Below are 17,295 nucleotides of genomic sequence, written 5' to 3' on the forward strand. Positions count from 1 at the left end.
GCTCGGACGATTCGCTTGCGGTTCGCTAGGGCTGAGCGGCCTGGCGCAGCGGGCTGCGTGATGGGTCGTCAGCTGTCAAAGGCGTTGCGGATCCAGTTCAGGCCCTGTGTCTGTGCGGTTGGCGCGATGGCAACCACGTCGAAGCGGCAAGGGTTTCGGGCCCAGCGGCTTTCCTTTTGCAAAAACAGCTGGGCAGCCTTGATCAGCTTCTGTTGCTTGCGCGTATCGACGCTTTCCAGAGCGCCGCCCCAGGCGGCATGGCGCCTGTAGCGGACTTCGACAAATACTACTGTATCGCCGTCAAGCATGACCAGATCAAGCTCGCCGCTACGGCAGGACCAGTTGCGCTCGAGCAGGCGCAGGCCTCTGTCGCAGAGATGGCGCAGGGCAAGCGTTTCGGCAGAGCGTCCGCTGCTCTGGGCTTCGCTCATTGTTGTGCGTCGTTCAGTCGCTCGACCTCGCCGTCACGAAACTGCGCCCAGGGCAGTTGGCGCTCGATGCGCTGATCAGGCTTCAGTCTGAGGGTCCCGGACAGTCCGTCGATTTGGGTGTCCGGGAGGGCCAGGAGTTGATTCAGTCGTGGTGCGAGCAAATATGCATCGGCGCCCATCGCATAGAGTCTGCCGAGACTGCCGCCTGCCTGTGGCCACTTCTGCTCGACTTCCTGACGCAGTGGCAACTGGTCGTCCAGCAACCAGGGGGTTTCGGCAAAGCGGATGCCCTCGAGATCCAGATACTGCGTGCGGTCGTGACTGGCTGCGTGCAGGTGGGAGGTCGCGTAGATCGGCAGGTCGCCAGCGTACTGGAAGATTAGGGTGGGTCTGACCTGCTGGGCTTGTTGCGGGGTGGCAGCGAGGAAGATGAAGTCCACGTCCTGGCGGCGGGTGGGTTGGCTGGCGGTCGGGGTATCGATGGAGCTGCTTACGCGCTGCGCACGGTCTTCGCTGTTGCGCAGTTGCAGAAGGTCGGCGATCTGGTTGGCCAGTTGCACCGGCTCGGCCAGTGGTTCGGCCGCGACCAGTGTTCCACCAGCTTCCTGCCAGCTCTGGCGGAATGCATCGAGAATCCGGTTGCCCCAGTCGCCACGCGGTGCCAGGGCGATCGCCCGGCGGTGCCCATCGGACCATGCGCGTCGGGCGACTTCCCGCGCTTCGTCTTCTGCTGCGAGACCGAACTGGAACAGTTGCGGGGGCGTTTGTTGTCCGGCATCGCTGTAGTTCAGCGCCAGTGTGGTGATTGGCAACTGGTCGCGCTCGGCGAGCTGGCGAACCAGGTCCTTCTCCAGTGGGCCCACCACTAGCTGTACGCCAGCTGCCTTGGCCTGACGGTAGAACTCATCGATGGAACTCATATGGGTGCTGTCGAACAGTTCGATCCGCAGCTCCTGGCCTGCTCGCTGGGCGTGCAGATGGGCAGCGAGAAAGCCATCCCGTAGAGCGCGGGCGACATTTGCCAGTTGGCCATCCATGGGCAGCAGGAGCGCTACGTGGGTCAGTGGCTGGTCAGCCAGTTCGCGAAGCTTCTGCAGTGCATTTGGCAACTGTTGTGCGGCAGGGTGTTGCGGATTTTGCGCGACCCAGTCGTCGATGGCTCGTTGCTGCTGGGCGACGGTGCCGGCGCGCTTTACCGACAGGGCAAGGGCCTGCCAGCCAGCCAGATCGGTGTCCGTGGCGCCCTGCAGTTGCTTTTCGGGTAGCGTCGAAAGCAGTTTCCAGATCGTTTCATGGTTCTCTTGTGCTTGCTGGCCGCTGAGCAGTGGGGCGGTAAAAACCCGTTCACGTGCCGCCGCTGCTGGTTTGCCATTGGCTTCCAGGGCTTGGGCTCGTGCCAGTTGGCTGCGCACCTGCTGCTCGACCGGCAATTCGGCAAGGCGTTCGAATGCTGGATGCTGGAAGGCCTGCTCTGCCTTCTCTGGTGCATTGTCGGCCAGGGCGATTTCTGCCTGTAGTGTCAGTGCGAATATTTGCTGTGCTGGCTTGAGCGCTTCCAGTCGGACTTTCTGCAGGATGTCACGTGCGTGTGCGGCGTTGCCCTGCTGCAGGCTTTGGTCCGCTGCAGCCAGGCGCAGCTGGGCGGCTTTCTCGGGGTCACTCTGGTCGGCCTCCTGCAGCAGTTGCTGAGTGGAAGCCTGCGGGGTGCGAGGCAATTCGCCCAGGGTCGAAGAGGGTGAGCTGGAGCAGGCCACGAGTGCGGCGGTAAGGCAGAGAAGGAGAAGTGGGCGTAAGCAGGCCATTGTTTGATCGTTCCTGGATGCACTGGCAAGTTGGCTGATTGTACCGAAGCGCCGAAGCGGCCGCGATGTCGCGGCGGAGAATCGGGCTACAATGCGCATTTCCGTGACTGAGGTAAGCCCTGTGACTGCCAGTGATGGTATGAATTCCGGAGTGGGTACGCTTTATGTCGTTGCCACGCCTATTGGCAATCTGGAAGACATCAGCGCTCGCGCCCTGCGGGTGCTGCGCGAGGTGTCGCTCATTGCGGCAGAAGATACCCGGCACTCGTCCCGCCTGCTGGCGCACTTCGGTATCCAGACGCCATTGGCGGCCTGCCATGAGCACAACGAGCGCGATGAGGGAGGGCGGTTCATCGGGCGGTTGCTCGCCGGGGACGATGTGGCGCTGATCTCGGACGCGGGTACGCCGCTGATTTCTGATCCTGGCTACCATCTGGTTCGCCAGGCGCGGGCGGCCGGGGTTGCTGTGGTGCCGGTTCCGGGGGCGTGCGCATTGATCGCTGCGTTGTCGGCAGCGGGCCTGCCATCGGATCGATTTATCTTCGAAGGTTTTCTGCCTGCCAAGGCTGGCGCTCGTCGCGCACGTCTGGAAGTACTGAAGGAGGAGCCTCGTACGCTGATTTTCTATGAGGCCCCGCATCGCATTCTCGAGTCGTTATGCGATTTCGAGACGGTTTTTGGCGAAGAGCGCAATGCGGTGCTCGGGCGTGAGTTGACCAAGACGTTCGAGACGCTGAAAGGGCTGCCGTTGGGCCGGTTGCGTACCTGGGTCGAGGCGGACAGCAATCAGCAGCGCGGCGAGTGCGTGCTGCTGGTGGAGGGGTGGCAGGCTCCGGTGGATGAGGATGCGGTGAGCGCCGATGCGCTTCGCGTGCTGGATCTGCTCCTGGCGGAGATGCCGTTGAAGCGGGCCGCCGCCATAGCGGCCGAGATCACCGGGGTTCGCAAGAATCTGCTATATCAGTCTGCCCTGGAGCGCAGATAGCGGAAGAAGGCGCCCAGGCGCTGCCGCGCTTGCGGCGGAGCTCCTGCGGCGATACTCTGGCGTCCGGAGAGTCGATCGGACAGTCGCTGTCTCTTTTTGTTCCAACAAGAAGGGAGGGAGGAAAGTCCGGGCTCCATAGGGCGAAGTGCCAGGTAACGCCTGGGAGGCGTGAGCCTACGGAAAGTGCCACAGAAAATAACCGCCTAAGCGCTTCGGTGCCGGTAAGGGTGAAAAGGTGCGGTAAGAGCGCACCGCACGGCTGGCAACAGTCCGTGGCTAGGTAAACCCCACTTGGAGCAAGACCAAATAGGGATCCATTGGCGTGGCCCGCGCTGGATCCGGGTAGGTTGCTAGAGGCAGTCAGTGATGGCTGTCGTAGAGGAATGGCTGTCCTCGACAGAACCCGGCTTACAGATCGACTCTCCTCCTTTCCTGTTTCCTTTCGTCGCCGACGATTTTAATTCCGAAAGATTCTTGCTCTTAACAAAGCACATTAACTTTGTTGAGTAGGTTTCTGTTTGCTCTGAATGTCTTTTTGAGATTTTCCCGCGGCTCTGCTTCAAACCCTTCGCAGCATCGCTAAATTCCCGCCCTGTAAGGCTTTTCCCGTCCGGCTCGCCTTGACGGTGAGGCGGCGGCGTTTCTATAGTGCGCACGAGTGGTGGGAAGTGGGGAAAAGTGGGTAAATATGGGTATGGATAGCTAATTCAGAGGAAGCGCAGCCGTGTTTCGCGGAGCTAACGCCATCAGTCTCGACGCCAAAGGCCGGCTAGCCATGCCCAGCCGGTATCGCGACGAGCTGAGTTCCCGTGGCGATGGCCAACTGATCATCACGATCGATGCCGTGGATCGTTGCCTGTGCATTTATCCCTTGCCGGAGTGGGAGCTGATCGAAGCCAAGCTCCGCGAGCTGCCTTCGTTGCGCGAAGAAGCCCGTCGTCTGCAGCGCCTGCTGATTGGTAATGCCGTTGACCTGGAGATGGATGGCAGCGGTCGTGTGGTTGTCCCGCCGCGTCTGCGTGAATATGCCCGGCTGGACAAGCGCGCAATGCTGGTAGGGCAGCTCAACAAGTTTCAACTGTGGAATGAGGACGACTGGAACGCGATTTCCGACGCGGACCTGGCGGCCATCAAGCAACCCGGCGGTCTGCCGGAAGAACTACGTGACCTAATCCTGTGAACCAGATCAGCAGCCTGCGACATATCACCGTGTTGCTCGACGAAGCCGTCGCGGCGCTTACAGTGCGTCCGGACGGTCGCTACCTGGATGGCACCTTTGGCCGGGGCGGCCATAGCCGGCTTCTGCTGCAGCAGCTCGGGCCTGATGGCCTATTGCTAGGGTTCGACAAGGACCCGTTAGCCATCGCTACGGGGCAAGCACTGGCGGCCGAGGACGGCCGCTTTGTCGTTGTGCAGAGAAGTTTTGCCGAGCTCGGCGAGGAAGTGGCGCAGCGTGGCTGGGTCGGGTCTGTCAGCGGTGTCCTGCTGGATCTGGGCGTTTCGTCGCCGCAGCTGGATGATCCTGAGCGTGGCTTCAGTTTCCTCAATGACGGTCCGCTGGACATGCGTATGGACCCCAGTCGCGGAGTCAGCGCAGCCGAATGGATTGCCAGTGCCGCCGAAGACGAGATCGCCCGGGTATTCAAGGACTACGGTGAGGAGCGCTTTGCCAAGCGCATGGCGCGTGCCGTGGTGCAGCGCCGTGCAGTGTCGCCCTTCGAGCGCACCGCCGACCTGGCCAAGGTGCTGACCGAGGCCAATCCTGCCTGGGAGAAGGGCAAGAACCCTGCGACTCGCGCTTTCCAGGGCCTGCGTATCCATATCAACAATGAGCTGGGCGATCTGGAGCGCGGCCTCGATGCAGCACTGGACGCCCTGGAGGTTGGCGGCCGCCTGGTCGTCATCAGCTTCCACTCGCTGGAAGACCGTATCGTCAAGCAGTTCATGCGTCGGCACGCCAAGGGCGAGGCGGACAAGCTGCCACGCGACTTGCCGATCATCCCGAAGGCTTTCGAGCCTCGTCTGAAGTTGCTCGGCAAGCCGCAATACGCTTCCGAGGCCGAGGTGAAAGCCAATCCACGGTCACGCAGCGCAGTCATGCGCGTAGCGGAGAAGCTGCGGTGAGCCGCGTGCTGCGTTCCATGCCAAGCGGCAGCCTGCTGATGCTTGTGCTGTTCGTCGGCGTTTTGCTGTCGGCGATCGCGGTCGCCTATTGTGCGCACTGGAACCGGCAATTGCTCAATGAGCTCTATGGCGAGCTCAGCGTGCGCGACAAGGCCCAGGCCGAATGGGGACGCCTGATCCTCGAGCAAAGTACCTGGACCGCGCATAGTCGCATCGAGACGCTGGCGACCGAACAGCTGCGCATGCATATTCCTGCTGCAGCAGATGTCAGGCTGGTGAAGCCATGACCCTGCAGGGCGCGCTCTATCCGTGGCGTTTTCGCATCGTGCTGGCGCTGCTGGCGTTGTTGGTAGGCGCCATTGTCTGGCGCATCGTCGATCTCCAGGTCATGGACCAGGGCTTCCTCAAGGGGCAGGGCGATGCACGCAGTGTTCGGCACATCCCCATTCCTGCCCACCGCGGGCTGATCACCGATCGCAACGGTGAGCCGCTTGCTGTGAGCACGCCGGTCACCACGCTTTGGGGCAATCCGAAGGAGCTGCAGGCTGCGCGCGCTCGCTGGCCTGAGCTGGCCAGGGCGCTGGGTCAGGATGCAGCCAGCCTGAGCGAGCGGCTGCAATCGCAAGCGTCGCGCGAGTTCACGTATCTGGTACGCGGGCTGACTCCGGAACAGGGCCAGGAAGTGCTCGATCTCAAGATTCCGGGCGTCTACGCCCAGGAAGAGTTCCGCCGCTTCTACCCCGCTGGCGAGGTCGCAGCCCATGTGGTCGGCTTCACCGACATCGATGACCGGGGGCGCGAAGGCATGGAGCTCGCTTATGACGAGTGGCTGGCCGGCGTGCCTGGCAAGCGGCAGGTGCTCAAGGACCGTCGTGGACGGCTGATCAAGGACGTGCAGGTAGTGAAGAATGCCAAGGCCGGCAAGGCCATGGCCTTGTCGATTGATCTTCGTCTGCAGTACCTGGCCCACAGCGAACTGCGCAACGTGGTCCATGAATACGGTGCCAAGGCTGCGAGTCTGGTCATGATCGACGTCAAGACCGGCGAGATCCTGGCGATGGCCAACCAGCCGACCTACAACCCGAACAACCGCCGCAATCTTCAGCCGGCGGCCATGCGCAATCGCGCCATGATCGATGTCTTCGAGCCTGGCTCGACGGTCAAGCCTTTCAGCATCGCAGCGGCATTGGGGACCGGCAAGTACCAGCCGGATTCGGTCGTCAATACCTTGCCCGGCTGGATGCGCATCGGTCGCTATACCATCCGCGACGTATCCCGCGGCGGGCTGCTGACGCTGACCGGCATTCTGATGAAGTCGAGCAACGTCGGCATCAGCAAGATCGCTCTGGATATCGGTGCCGAACCGGTCTACGCGGTGATGCAGCAGGCTGGCTTCGGCCAGGACACCGGGCTTGGCTTTCCCGGCGAGCGCGTCGGCAATCTGCCCAACCATCGCAAGTGGCGGGACGCCGAGACCGCGTCCTTGGCTTACGGTTATGGCCTGTCGGTCACTGCGGTTCAGCTGGCGCATGCTTATGCGGTGCTGGGTAACCAGGGGATCAATGTCCCGCTTTCGCTGCTGCGCCTTGACCGGGCACAGGATGGCGTGCAGGTCATCGACAGGCAGATTTCCGGCACCGTGCTGCAGATGCTGCGGGCCGTCGTGGAAGAGGACGGTGGCGGTGGTGCGCGGGCCAAGGTTCCGGGCTACCACGTCGGCGGCAAGAGCGGTACGGCAAAGAAGATTTCTGGCACGGGCGGCTACACCAAGGACGCTTATCGTTCGTTCTTTGCCGGCGTCGCTCCGCTTTCCAATCCGCGGATCGCGGCAGTGGTCGTTGTGGACGAACCGAGCAAGGGGCAGTACTACGGCGGCTTGGTAGCGGCCCCGGTCTTCGGCAACGTCATGGCGCGTGCGCTACGCCTGATGAACGTCGCACCGGACAACCTGCCGCCACCTGCGGAGTTGCAGACGGCGGAAGCGACCAAAGGCAAGGGAGGGCGTATCTGATGCCGATGCCATTGAACCACCTGCTGCCTCAGGCAGGCAGTGACGTACTTATCCGCGAGCTGACGCTCGACAGCCGCAAGGTTCGTGGCGGAGACCTGTTTCTGGCAGTTCCCGGCTTGCAGCACGACGGTCGTGATCATGTGGCCGACGCCGTAGCGCGCGGCGCAGCGGCGGTGGCTTATGAAAGCGAGGGCCTCGACGCTCCACTGGCTGGCAACGCCGTTATGGTCCCGGTGCAGCATCTGGCCAGCCAGCTGTCTGCAATCGCCGGGCGATTTTATGGCGAGCCAAGCCGCAGCCTGCGTGTGATCGGCGTCACCGGCACCAACGGCAAGACCAGCGTCAGTCAGTTGGTCGCCCAGGCGCTCGACCGGCTTGGCGAACCCTGCGGCATCATCGGCACGCTGGGTACCGGTTTCCATGGTCAGCTGGAGCTTGGTCGCCATACCACGCCGGACGCGATCGGCGTGCAGGCTACATTGGCCAACCTCAAGCAGGAGGGCGCCCGGGCGGTGGCCCTGGAAGTCTCCTCCCATGGTCTGGAACAGGGCCGGGTCGCCGCGCTGGATTTCGATGTCGCCGTATTCACCAACCTGTCGCGCGATCATCTCGACTACCACGGCACCATGGAGGCCTACGGTGCGGCCAAGGCGCGTCTGTTCGATGTTCCCGGCCTGAGCTGCCGGGTGATCAATCTCGACGATGCCTTCGGTCGTGTACTGGCCGGCGAAGAGCGCGAGTCGCGGCTGATCACCTACAGCCTGGAAGACCCCTCGGCCTATCTGTACTGCGCCGAAGCCCGGCTCGACGACGATGGCATTCACGCGCGCCTGATTACGCCGCAAGGCGAACGTTCGATGCGCAGTCCACTGCTCGGACGCTTCAACGTCAGCAACGTATTGGCCGCCGTCGGTGCCTTGCTCGGCATGGACTATCCGCTTGATGAAATCCTCGCCGTACTGCCCGAGCTCGAGGGGCCGGTCGGCCGCATGCAGCGCTTGGGCGGCGGCGATCATCCGCTGATCGTCGTCGACTACGCGCATACACCCGACGCGCTGGAGAAGGTCCTCTCTGCGCTGCGCCCGCACACACGCGGCAGGCTGCTCTGCCTGTTCGGTTGCGGTGGTGATCGTGATACCGGCAAGCGTCCGCTGATGGCCGAGGTTGCGCAGCGTCTGGCTGATGCAGTCCTGGTCACTGATGACAACCCACGCAACGAGGCGCCGGAACACATTCTCGACGATATCCGGGCGGGGTTCTCCAATCCCGACGCGGTGATCTTCATGCACGGTCGCGCCCAGGCGATTGCCAGCCTCGTCGCGGCAGCGCAAGGCGACGACGTGGTGCTGCTCGCGGGCAAGGGTCATGAGAACTATCAGGAGATTCGTGGCGAGCGTTTGCCGTTCTCCGATATCGAGCAAGCCTCTGCCGCGCTGTCTGTCTGGGAGGAGCCCCATGCTTGAAGCGATGCGCCTGAGCGAGCTGCAGCTGCCGTTGTCCGGTCGCCTGGTAGGCGCCGATGCCAGCTTCTCGGCGGTCAGTACCGACAGCCGGGCGATCCAGCCGGGCCAGCTGTTCATCGCGCTGACCGGGCCGCGTTTCGATGGGCACGCATATCTGGCCGACGTGGCAGGCAAGGGTGCCGTGGCGGCGCTCGTCGAGCGCGAAGTGGAAGGTACGCCCCTGCCGCAACTGGTGGTCGCCGATACCCGCCTGGCGCTGGGTCGCCTGGGCGCGCTCAATCGTGACGCCTTCAGTGGGCCGCTCGCCGCCATCACCGGCTCCAGCGGCAAGACCAGCGTGAAGGAAATGCTCGCGAGCATTCTGCGCAGTGCCCACGGGCAGAGCGCCGTGCTGGCGACCCGCGGCAATCTCAACAACGACCTCGGTGCGCCACTGACGCTGCTGGAGCTGAGTGCCGGACACCGCAGTGCCGTCATCGAGCTGGGTGCTTCACGTCTGGGCGAGATCGCCTACACGGTCAGTCTGGTGCGCCCGGACGTCAGCCTGATCACCAACGCCGGAACCGCCCATGTCGGAGAGTTCGGTGGCCCGGACAGGATTGTCGAGGCCAAGGGTGAAATTCTCGATGGGCTGAGCGCAAGCGGCATCGCGGTGCTTAATCGCGACGACAAGGCCTTCGCGGTCTGGGCCGAGCGTGCGGCAGGCAAGCGCATCGTCTCCTTTGGCCTGGTCGACCCGCTCGCGGACTTCTCGGCTGGCTCGATCGCCTACGACCCGCGCGGCTGCCCGAATTTCGTGCTGACCGGCCCGCTGGGCAATCTCCGCATTCAGCTCAATCTGCTGGGACGTCACAACGTCGCCAATGCCCTCGCGGCTGCCGCGGCAGCCCACGCGCTGGGGATCGAAGCCGATGCCGTGGCCGCGGGACTGCAGAGTCTGCAACCGGTCAAGGGACGCGCCGTGGCGCAGATGCTGGCCAATGGTGTACGCCTGATCGACGACAGCTACAACGCCAACCCGGCTTCGATCTGCGCCGCGATCGACGTGCTGGCCAGCTTCGCCGGCCGTACCGTCCTCGTGCTTGGCGACATGGGCGAACTGGGCGACTGGGCCGAACCGGGCCACCGGGAAGTCGGCGCCTATGCCGTGGGCAAGGTCGACACCCTCTACGCCGTCGGGCCGCTCATGGCCCATGCGGTTGATGCTTTTGGCCCGGCCGCTCGGCATTTCGCCGATCAGGCCAGCCTCATAGACAGCCTGCGCGCCGAGCAGGGCAGCGGTACCACCATTCTGATCAAGGGCTCACGCAGCGCGGCGATGGATAAAGTCGTCGATGCGCTGGCTGGGCCATCCATGGAGAAACACTGATGCTGCTGCTGCTCGCTGAGTATCTGCAACAGTTCCACAAAGGCTTCGCAGTCTTCCAGTACCTGTCGCTGCGCGGGATTCTTGGCGTGCTCACCGCTCTGGTGCTGTCGCTGTGGATGGGACCGTGGCTGATCCGTACGCTGCAATTGCGTCAGATCGGCCAGGCGGTGCGTACCGATGGTCCGCAATCGCACCTGTCCAAATCGGGCACTCCGACCATGGGCGGAGCGCTGATCCTCAGCGCCATCGGTATCAGCACGCTGCTCTGGGCGGACCTGTCCAACCGCTATGTCTGGGTGGTACTGGCGGTGACCCTGCTGTTCGGCGCGATCGGCTGGGTCGATGACTATCGCAAGGTGATCGAGAAGAATTCCCGCGGCCTGCCGAGCCGCTGGAAATATTTCTGGCAATCGGTGTTCGGCCTCGGCGCCGCAGTCTTCCTCTATATGACTGCGCAGACGCCGGTGGAAACCACGCTGATCCTGCCGTTGCTGAAGAACATCGAGATCCCCCTGGGGATCGGCTTCGTGGTGTTGACCTACTTCGTCATCGTCGGCTCGAGCAATGCGGTCAACCTTACCGACGGCCTCGATGGACTGGCGATCATGCCGACCGTCATGGTCGGCGGCGGCCTGGGTATCTTCTGCTACCTCTCCGGCAACATGAACTTCGCCGAGTACCTGCTGATCCCCTATATCCCCGGCGCGGGTGAGCTGATCGTGTTCTGCGGCGCGCTGATCGGCGCTGGCCTTGGCTTTCTCTGGTTCAACACCTATCCGGCGCAGGTCTTCATGGGCGATGTCGGCGCGCTGGCGCTGGGCGCGGCGCTGGGCACCATCGCGGTAATCGTCCGCCAGGAAGTGGTGCTGTTCATCATGGGGGGCGTGTTCGTGATGGAAACCCTGTCGGTGATGATCCAGGTTGCCAGCTTCAAGCTGACTGGCAAGCGCGTGTTCCGCATGGCGCCGATCCACCACCACTTCGAACTCAAGGGCTGGCCCGAACCCCGGGTGATCGTGCGCTTCTGGATCATCACCGTGATCCTGGTGCTCATCGGCCTTGCCACCCTGAAACTGAGGTAACCCCGAGTGCTAATCGCTTCCGACCAGTTCCGCATCGTTGTCGGCCTCGGCAAGAGCGGCATGTCCCTGGTACGCCACCTGGCGCGCCGTGGCCTGCCGTTCGCGGTCGCCGATACCCGTGCGAACCCGCCGGAACTGGCCACGCTCAGGGCCGAGTATCCAGGTGTACAGGTGCGTTGCGGCGAACTGGACGTGGATTTTCTCTGCACCGCCAGTGAGTTGCTGGTGAGCCCCGGACTGGCGGTCAGCACTCCAGCCTTGCAGGAAGCCGCGGCCCGTGGCGTCAAGCTGTCTGGCGACATCGAGCTGTTCGCCCGCGAAGCCAAGGCGCCGATCATCGCCATCACCGGGTCCAATGCCAAGAGCACCGTGACCACGCTGGTCGGCGAGATGGCTGCTGCAGCCGGGCGCAAGGTGGCGGTAGGCGGCAATCTCGGTACGCCGGCCCTCGACCTGCTTGCCGATGACATCGAGCTTTACGTGCTGGAGCTGTCCAGCTTCCAGCTGGAGACCACCGAGCAGCTCAACGCCGAGGTGGCGACCTGCCTGAACATCAGCGAAGACCACATGGACCGCTACAGCGGGCTGCCGGCCTATCACCAGGCCAAGCACCGGATCTTCCGTGGCGCGCGCCAGGTGGTGGTCAATCGTGATGACCGGCTCAGCCGGCCGCTGGTGGGCGAGGATGTGCCGACCTGGACCTTCGGTCTGGGCAAGCCCGACTTCAAGGGCTTCGGCCTGTTCGAGGAGAACGGCGAGAAGTACCTGGCGTTCCAGTTCGATGCGCTGATGCCCGTTCGTGATCTCAAGATGCGCGGTGCGCACAATCAGTCCAATGCGCTGGCTGCGCTGGCGCTGGGGCATGCGGTCGGGTTGCCGTTCGAGCCGATGCTGGCGACGCTGCGTCAATTTGCCGGTTTGCCGCATCGTTGCCAGTGGGTTGGCCTGCGTGGCGAAGTCAGCTACTACGACGACTCCAAGGCCACCAACGTCGGTGCGGCGCTGGCCGCGATCGAAGGGCTGGGTGCGGATATCGATGGCAAGCTGGTGCTGATCGCCGGCGGTGATGGCAAGGGCGCGGACTTCTCCGGGCTGCGTGCGCCCGTCGCGCGTTACTGTCGTGCCGTGATTCTGCTCGGGCGCGATGCGCAGCTGCTGGCCGATGCCCTGGTCGACGCTGCGCCGCTGGTCCGGGTGGCAACTCTGGAGGAGGCCGTGCAGCGCGCCTCCGAGTTCAGCGTGGCGGGCGATGCAGTACTGCTCTCGCCAGCCTGTGCCAGCCTGGACATGTTCAGGAACTTCGAAGAGCGCGGTCGCCTCTTCGCTGCAGCGGTGGAGGCGCTCGACTGATGCTCGCCTTCCTGCGCCACGCACCTTCGCCCCTGTTCGGCCGCCGCGGCCTGGACCTGGACTTTCCCATGCTCGCCGGCTGCCTGGCGCTGCTCGGTCTTGGCCTGGTGATGATCACGTCGGCCTCATCCGAAGTGGCGGCGGTCAACTCCGGCAACCCGCTGTACCACATGATCCGTCATCTGATTTATGTCGCGCTGGGCCTGGGTGCAGGCATCGCGATGCTGCTGGTACCGCTGTCGGCCTGGCAGCGGCTGGACTGGGTGCTGCTGCTGGCGGCGTTCGGCCTGCTGATCCTGGTGCTGCTGCCAGGCGTCGGCCGGGAAGTGAACGGCTCGATGCGCTGGATCGGTTTCGGCGCATTCAACGTTCAGCCGTCCGAACTGGCGAAGGTGTTCGTGGTGATCTACCTGGCCGGTTACCTGGTTCGTCGGCAGGAAGAAGTTCGCGAAAGCATGTGGGGGTTCGCCAAGCCATTCCTGGTGCTGCTGCCGATGGCGTTCCTGCTGTTGCTTGAGCCTGACTTCGGCGCCACGGTTGTTATGATGGGCGCTGCGGTCGCGATGCTGTTTCTTGGCGGCGTAGGCATGATTCGCTTCAGCCTGCTGGTGATCGCCGCAGTGGGGGCGGTGGTGGTGCTGGTGCAGACCCAGGAGTACCGCCTGCAGCGTCTGATCACCTTCACCGATCCCTGGGCGGACCAGTATGGCGCCGGCTACCAGCTGACCCAGGCGCTGATCGCCTTCGGGCGTGGCGAATGGTTCGGTGTCGGCTTGGGTAACAGTGTGCAGAAGCAGTTCTACCTGCCCGAAGCGCATACCGACTTCGTCTTCTCGGTGCTGGCCGAGGAGCTGGGCATGGTGGGCGCGCTGGCAACCATCGCCCTGTTCGCCTTTGTGGGTGTTCGTGCGCTCTATATCGGCCTCTGGGCAGAGAAGGCCCGGCAGTTCTTCGCCGCCTACGTGGCATGGGGGCTGGCCTTCCTCTGGCTGGGTCAGTTCCTGATCAATGTCGGCGTGAACGTCGGCCTGCTGCCGACCAAGGGGCTGACGCTGCCTTTCCTCAGTTATGGCGGCAGCTCGCTGGTCGTTACCTGTGCAAGCATGGCGCTGCTGCTGCGCATCGAATGGGAAAGCCGCACCGTGCTCGGCAGCGAGGACACCGAGTTCGACGAGGCCGACTTCGCCGAGCCGCCGACCAAGGAGGTCGCCCATGGCCGCTAATGTGCTGATCATGGCCGGCGGCACCGGCGGCCACGTATTCCCCGCGCTGGCCTGCGCTCGTGAATTCCAGGCACGCGGTTACGTCGTGCACTGGCTCGGCACGCCGCGCGGCATCGAAAACGAACTGGTGCCGGCGGCTGGCCTGCCGCTGCACCTGATTCAGGTCAGCGGTCTGCGCGGCAAGGGCGTCGCATCCCTGCTCAAGGCACCGCTGCAACTGATTCGTTCGCTGTTCCAGGCGCGGCGGCTCATGCGCGAGCTGCAGCCGGTATGCGTACTTGGCTTGGGCGGCTATGTGACCGGCCCCGGTGGCCTGGCAGCAAGACTCGCCGGTGTGCCGCTGATAATCCATGAACAGAACGCCGTCGCTGGCACTGCCAATCGTAGCCTGGCGCCGCTCTCGAGTCGTGTCTGCGAGGCCTTCCCGGACACCTTCAAGGCCAGCGGCAAGCGCCGCACCACCGGCAATCCGGTACGTGAAGAGCTGTTCCTCGAGACGCCACGCGACGCGCTGGTCCAGCGCCGTCCGCGCTTGCTGGTTCTGGGCGGCAGCCTGGGCGCCGAGCCGCTGAACAAACTGTTGCCTGCCGCGCTGGCGCAGGTTCCCGTGGAACTGCGGCCGGAGGTGTTCCATCAGGCCGGCAAGCAACACGCCGAAATCACCATGCAGCGCTATGCCGAGGCGGGCGTCGTGGCCGAGGTCGCCCCGTTTATCAAGGACATGGCGCGAGCTTATGCCTGGGCGGATCTGGTCATCTGCCGCGCCGGTGCGCTCACCGTCTGCGAGCTGGCCGCCGCGGGACTGCCTTCGTTCCTGGTGCCGTTGCCGCATGCGATCGACGACCACCAGACACGCAACGCCGAATATCTGGCGAAGGAGGGCGCTGCCGTCCTTCTGCCGCAAGCCAAGACTGATGCGGCCATGCTCGCCGCTCAGCTGACCGAGGTAATGATGCAGCCGGAAAAACTCAAGGCCATGGGGGCTACCGCACGCCGGCTGGCCCGGCCCGATGCCACCCGCAGCGTGGTCGATATCTGCCTGGAGGTGGCCCGTGGCTAAGTCGCCTGCCGCCGTGAAAGCCGAAGTCCGCCGCATGCGGCGTATCCGTCGTATCCATTTCGTCGGCATCGGCGGGGTCGGCATGTGCGGTATTGCCGAGGTGCTGCTCAACCTCGGTTACGAGGTTTCCGGCTCCGACCTCAAGGAGTCGGCCAGCACTGAGCGCCTGCAGAGCTTCGGTGCGCAGATCTTCATCGGCCATCAGGCCGGCAATGTCGCTGGTGCCGACGTGCTGGTGGTGTCCAGTGCCATCAACTCGGCCAATCCGGAAGTGGCTCTGGCGCTGGAGCAACGCATTCCAGTCGTCCCGCGCGCCGAGATGCTCGCCGAGCTGATGCGCTATCGGCACGGCATCGCCGTCGCGGGTACCCATGGCAAGACCACCACCACCAGCCTGCTCGCCTCGGTCTTCGCGGCCGGTGGGCTCGATCCGACCTTTGTCATCGGTGGTCGTCTGACCGCGGCAGGCACCAACGCACAGCTGGGCAGCAGTCGCTACCTGATCGCCGAGGCGGACGAGAGCGATGCCAGCTTCCTCCACCTGCAGCCGATGGTCGCGGTGGTGACCAATATCGACGCCGACCACATGAGCACCTATGGCGGCGATTTCGGCAAGCTGAAGAAAACCTTCGTCGAGTTCCTGCACAACCTGCCCTTCTATGGCCTGGCCGTGCTCTGCGTCGACGATCCGGTGGTGCGCGAGATCATCCCGCAGATCGGTCGCCCGACCACTACCTACGGCTTCAGCGAAGACGCCGATGTGCGCGCCATCAACGTTCGCCAGGAAGGCATGCGCACCCATTTCACCGTGTTGCGCGATGGCTGCGAGCCGCTGGACGTGTCGGTGAACATGCCCGGCAACCACAACGTGCTCAACGCCCTGGCGACCATCGCCATCGCCACGGACGAAGGCATCGATGACGAGGCCATCGTCCAGGGGTTGGCCGAGTTCGCTGGCGTCGGGCGCCGCTTTCAGGTCTATGGCGATCTTCCGGTCGAGGGCGGCAGCGTGATGCTGGTCGACGACTACGGTCACCATCCGCGCGAAGTCGCGGCGGTAATCAAGGCGGTACGCGGTGGTTGGCCGGAACGACGCCTGGTGATGGTCTATCAGCCGCATCGCTACAGCCGTACCCGCGACCTTTACGACGACTTCGTGCAGGTGCTGGGTGAATCCAATGTCCTGCTGCTGATGGAGGTCTACCCGGCTGGCGAAGAGCCGATTCCGGGGGCCGACAGCCGCCAGCTTTGCCACAGCATCCGTCAGCGCGGCCAGCTGGATCCGATCTATGTCGAACGCGGCGTCGAGCTGGCGCCACTGGTCAAGCCACTGCTGCGCGCGGGCGACATCCTGCTGTGCCAGGGCGCTGGCGATATCGGCGGACTGGCACCGCAACTGCTCAAGAGTCCCCTGTTTGGTGGCGATGCGGCCGCCGCGAGGAAAAGTAAATGATCAACCTGCATTCGACTCGCGATCCCGGCTCATTCGGTCGTGTCGCCGTGCTCTTCGGCGGCAAGAGTGCCGAGCGCGAAGTCTCCCTGAAATCCGGCGCGGCGGTGCTCGCTGCGTTGCAGGAGGCAGGTGTCGATGCGTTCGGCATCGACGCAGGCGATGACCTGTTGCAACGCCTGAGCAGCGAGCGGATCGATCGTGCCTTCATTGTCCTGCATGGCCGTGGTGGTGAGGATGGCAGCATGCAGGGTCTGCTGGAGTGCGCCGGTATTCCCTATACCGGCAGTGGCATCCTGGCGTCGGCGCTGGCCATGGACAAGCTGCGTACCAAGCAGGTCTGGCAGAGCCTGGGCCTGCCCACGCCGCGGCACGCGGTGTTGGCCAGCGAAGCCGACTGCGAGGCGGCGGCCGAGACACTGGGCTTCCCGCTGATCGTCAAGCCGGCCCATGAAGGTTCGAGCATCGGCATGGCCAAGGTCGGTGACCTTGCCGCGCTGATCGACGCCTGGCGTGCAGCCGGTACCTACGACGCGCAGGTACTGGTCGAACAGTGGATCCAGGGCCCGGAATTCACCGTTGCGGTGTTGCATGGCCAGGTGCTGCCACCGATTGGCCTGGGCACGCCGCACAGCTTCTACGACTACGACGCCAAGTACCTGGCCTCCGATACCCAGTACCGGATTCCCTGCGGTCTCGACAGCGTCCGGGAGCAGGAACTCAAGGTGCTGTCGGCCCGCGCCTGCGAAGCAGTCGGTATCCGTGGCTGGGCCCGGGTCGACGTGATGCAGGACGCCGATGGCAATTTCTGGCTGCTGGAAGTGAACACCGTACCGGGCATGACCGATCACAGCCTGGTACCGATGGCTGCACGGGCAGCGGGCCTGGACTTCCGGCAGTTGGTGCTGAGCATTCTCGATGACGACCTCGAGGCGAGGAGCTAGC

General features: G+C 64.0%; 15 protein-coding genes and 1 other RNA gene. 14 read left to right on the forward strand and 2 right to left on the reverse strand.

The features are described from left to right. Nucleotides 1-68: 68 nt before the first annotated feature. Together B597_RS41880 and B597_RS41885 are read right to left on the reverse strand one after the other, a co-directional pair. Complete coding sequence (locus B597_RS41880; protein ID WP_003292501.1) at nt 69-431, reverse strand: YraN family protein; 363 nt, start codon at nt 429-431, stop codon at nt 69-71. Then, nucleotides 428-2,233 (reverse strand): penicillin-binding protein activator, encoded by a 1,806-nt coding sequence (locus tag B597_RS41885; protein WP_003292502.1) that lies wholly within the window; start codon nt 2,231-2,233, stop codon nt 428-430. The genes B597_RS41880 and B597_RS41885 overlap by 4 nt, the downstream gene beginning before the upstream one ends. 91 nt (nt 2,234-2,324) lie before the next feature. Here B597_RS41885 and rsmI point away from each other — a divergent pair, with 91 nt between their 5' ends. From rsmI to B597_RS41950, 14 genes are all read left to right on the forward strand, one after another. Beyond that, on the forward strand, nt 2,325-3,218 hold the full coding sequence (rsmI, locus tag B597_RS41890) for a 16S rRNA (cytidine(1402)-2'-O)-methyltransferase (protein WP_419184909.1): 894 nt from the start codon (nt 2,325-2,327) through the stop codon (nt 3,216-3,218). A 67-nt stretch (nt 3,219-3,285) separates the two neighbouring features. Further along, an RNA gene (rnpB, locus tag B597_RS46120) (RNase P RNA component class A) lies at nt 3,286-3,645 on the forward strand. Between the two features lie 297 nt (nt 3,646-3,942). Beyond that, nucleotides 3,943-4,398 (forward strand): division/cell wall cluster transcriptional repressor MraZ, encoded by a 456-nt coding sequence (gene mraZ / locus B597_RS41895; protein WP_003292505.1) that lies wholly within the window; start codon nt 3,943-3,945, stop codon nt 4,396-4,398. Further along, the gene (gene rsmH, locus B597_RS41900; RefSeq protein WP_003292507.1) at nt 4,395-5,342 is read left to right on the forward strand and encodes a 16S rRNA (cytosine(1402)-N(4))-methyltransferase RsmH; all 948 of its coding nucleotides are present in this window, start codon (nt 4,395-4,397) and stop codon (nt 5,340-5,342) included. The genes mraZ and rsmH overlap by 4 nt, the downstream gene beginning before the upstream one ends. 17 nt (nt 5,343-5,359) lie before the next feature. After that, nucleotides 5,360-5,629: a cell division protein FtsL gene (gene ftsL, locus B597_RS41905; protein ID WP_234461635.1), complete on the forward strand. Its 270-nt coding sequence runs from the start codon at nt 5,360-5,362 to the stop codon at nt 5,627-5,629. Beyond that, nucleotides 5,626-7,353: a peptidoglycan D,D-transpeptidase FtsI family protein gene (locus B597_RS41910; RefSeq protein ID WP_003292509.1), complete on the forward strand. Its 1,728-nt coding sequence runs from the start codon at nt 5,626-5,628 to the stop codon at nt 7,351-7,353. The genes ftsL and B597_RS41910 overlap by 4 nt, the downstream gene beginning before the upstream one ends. Next, nucleotides 7,353-8,816, forward strand: coding sequence for a UDP-N-acetylmuramoyl-L-alanyl-D-glutamate--2,6-diaminopimelate ligase (locus tag B597_RS41915; RefSeq protein ID WP_003292511.1), 1,464 nt, complete (start codon nt 7,353-7,355; stop codon nt 8,814-8,816). Before B597_RS41910 ends, B597_RS41915 begins: the two co-directional genes overlap by 1 nt. Next, nucleotides 8,809-10,185 (forward strand): UDP-N-acetylmuramoyl-tripeptide--D-alanyl-D-alanine ligase, encoded by a 1,377-nt coding sequence (locus tag B597_RS41920; RefSeq protein ID WP_003292512.1) that lies wholly within the window; start codon nt 8,809-8,811, stop codon nt 10,183-10,185. Before B597_RS41915 ends, B597_RS41920 begins: the two co-directional genes overlap by 8 nt. Continuing rightward, nucleotides 10,185-11,267 carry a phospho-N-acetylmuramoyl-pentapeptide-transferase gene (gene mraY, locus B597_RS41925; RefSeq protein ID WP_003292513.1) on the forward strand — a complete coding sequence of 361 codons (1,083 nt, stop codon included), beginning with the start codon at nt 10,185-10,187 and terminating at the stop codon, nt 11,265-11,267. Before B597_RS41920 ends, mraY begins: the two co-directional genes overlap by 1 nt. 6 nt (nt 11,268-11,273) lie before the next feature. Beyond that, nucleotides 11,274-12,617, forward strand: coding sequence for a UDP-N-acetylmuramoyl-L-alanine--D-glutamate ligase (murD, locus tag B597_RS41930; protein WP_003292514.1), 1,344 nt, complete (start codon nt 11,274-11,276; stop codon nt 12,615-12,617). Next, nucleotides 12,617-13,840, forward strand: a complete 1,224-nt coding sequence (ftsW, locus tag B597_RS41935; protein ID WP_003292515.1) for a putative lipid II flippase FtsW — start codon at nt 12,617-12,619, stop codon at nt 13,838-13,840. Before murD ends, ftsW begins: the two co-directional genes overlap by 1 nt. Further along, a complete protein-coding gene (murG, locus tag B597_RS41940) occupies nt 13,830-14,900 on the forward strand; it encodes an undecaprenyldiphospho-muramoylpentapeptide beta-N-acetylglucosaminyltransferase (protein ID WP_003292517.1) in 1,071 nt (356 codons plus the stop codon). Before ftsW ends, murG begins: the two co-directional genes overlap by 11 nt. Continuing rightward, nucleotides 14,893-16,353 (forward strand): UDP-N-acetylmuramate--L-alanine ligase, encoded by a 1,461-nt coding sequence (gene murC / locus B597_RS41945; protein WP_003292519.1) that lies wholly within the window; start codon nt 14,893-14,895, stop codon nt 16,351-16,353. The genes murG and murC overlap by 8 nt, the downstream gene beginning before the upstream one ends. Beyond that, the gene (locus B597_RS41950) at nt 16,350-17,294 is read left to right on the forward strand and encodes a D-alanine--D-alanine ligase (protein ID WP_003292520.1); all 945 of its coding nucleotides are present in this window, start codon (nt 16,350-16,352) and stop codon (nt 17,292-17,294) included. Before murC ends, B597_RS41950 begins: the two co-directional genes overlap by 4 nt. Nucleotide 17,295 lies beyond the last annotated feature (1 nt).

The organism is Stutzerimonas stutzeri KOS6, assembly GCF_000307775.2.
GTDB classification, from domain to species: domain Bacteria; phylum Pseudomonadota; class Gammaproteobacteria; order Pseudomonadales; family Pseudomonadaceae; genus Stutzerimonas; species Stutzerimonas stutzeri_B.

Coding starts and splice junctions, on each gene's coding strand:
- B597_RS41880 (WP_003292501.1), bottom strand. CDS start 431: ATGAGCGAAGCCCAGAGCAGCGGACGCTCTGCCGAAACGCTTGCCCTG.
- B597_RS41885 (WP_003292502.1), bottom strand. CDS start 2,233: ATGGCCTGCTTACGCCCACTTCTCCTTCTCTGCCTTACCGCCGCACTC.
- rsmI (WP_419184909.1), top strand. CDS start 2,325: ATGCGCATTTCCGTGACTGAGGTAAGCCCTGTGACTGCCAGTGATGGT.
- ftsL (WP_234461635.1), top strand. CDS start 5,360: ATGCCAAGCGGCAGCCTGCTGATGCTTGTGCTGTTCGTCGGCGTTTTG.
- B597_RS41910 (WP_003292509.1), top strand. CDS start 5,626: ATGACCCTGCAGGGCGCGCTCTATCCGTGGCGTTTTCGCATCGTGCTG.
- B597_RS41915 (WP_003292511.1), top strand. CDS start 7,353: ATGCCGATGCCATTGAACCACCTGCTGCCTCAGGCAGGCAGTGACGTA.
- B597_RS41920 (WP_003292512.1), top strand. CDS start 8,809: ATGCTTGAAGCGATGCGCCTGAGCGAGCTGCAGCTGCCGTTGTCCGGT.
- mraY (WP_003292513.1), top strand. CDS start 10,185: ATGCTGCTGCTGCTCGCTGAGTATCTGCAACAGTTCCACAAAGGCTTC.
- ftsW (WP_003292515.1), top strand. CDS start 12,617: ATGCTCGCCTTCCTGCGCCACGCACCTTCGCCCCTGTTCGGCCGCCGC.
- murG (WP_003292517.1), top strand. CDS start 13,830: ATGGCCGCTAATGTGCTGATCATGGCCGGCGGCACCGGCGGCCACGTA.
- B597_RS41950 (WP_003292520.1), top strand. CDS start 16,350: ATGATCAACCTGCATTCGACTCGCGATCCCGGCTCATTCGGTCGTGTC.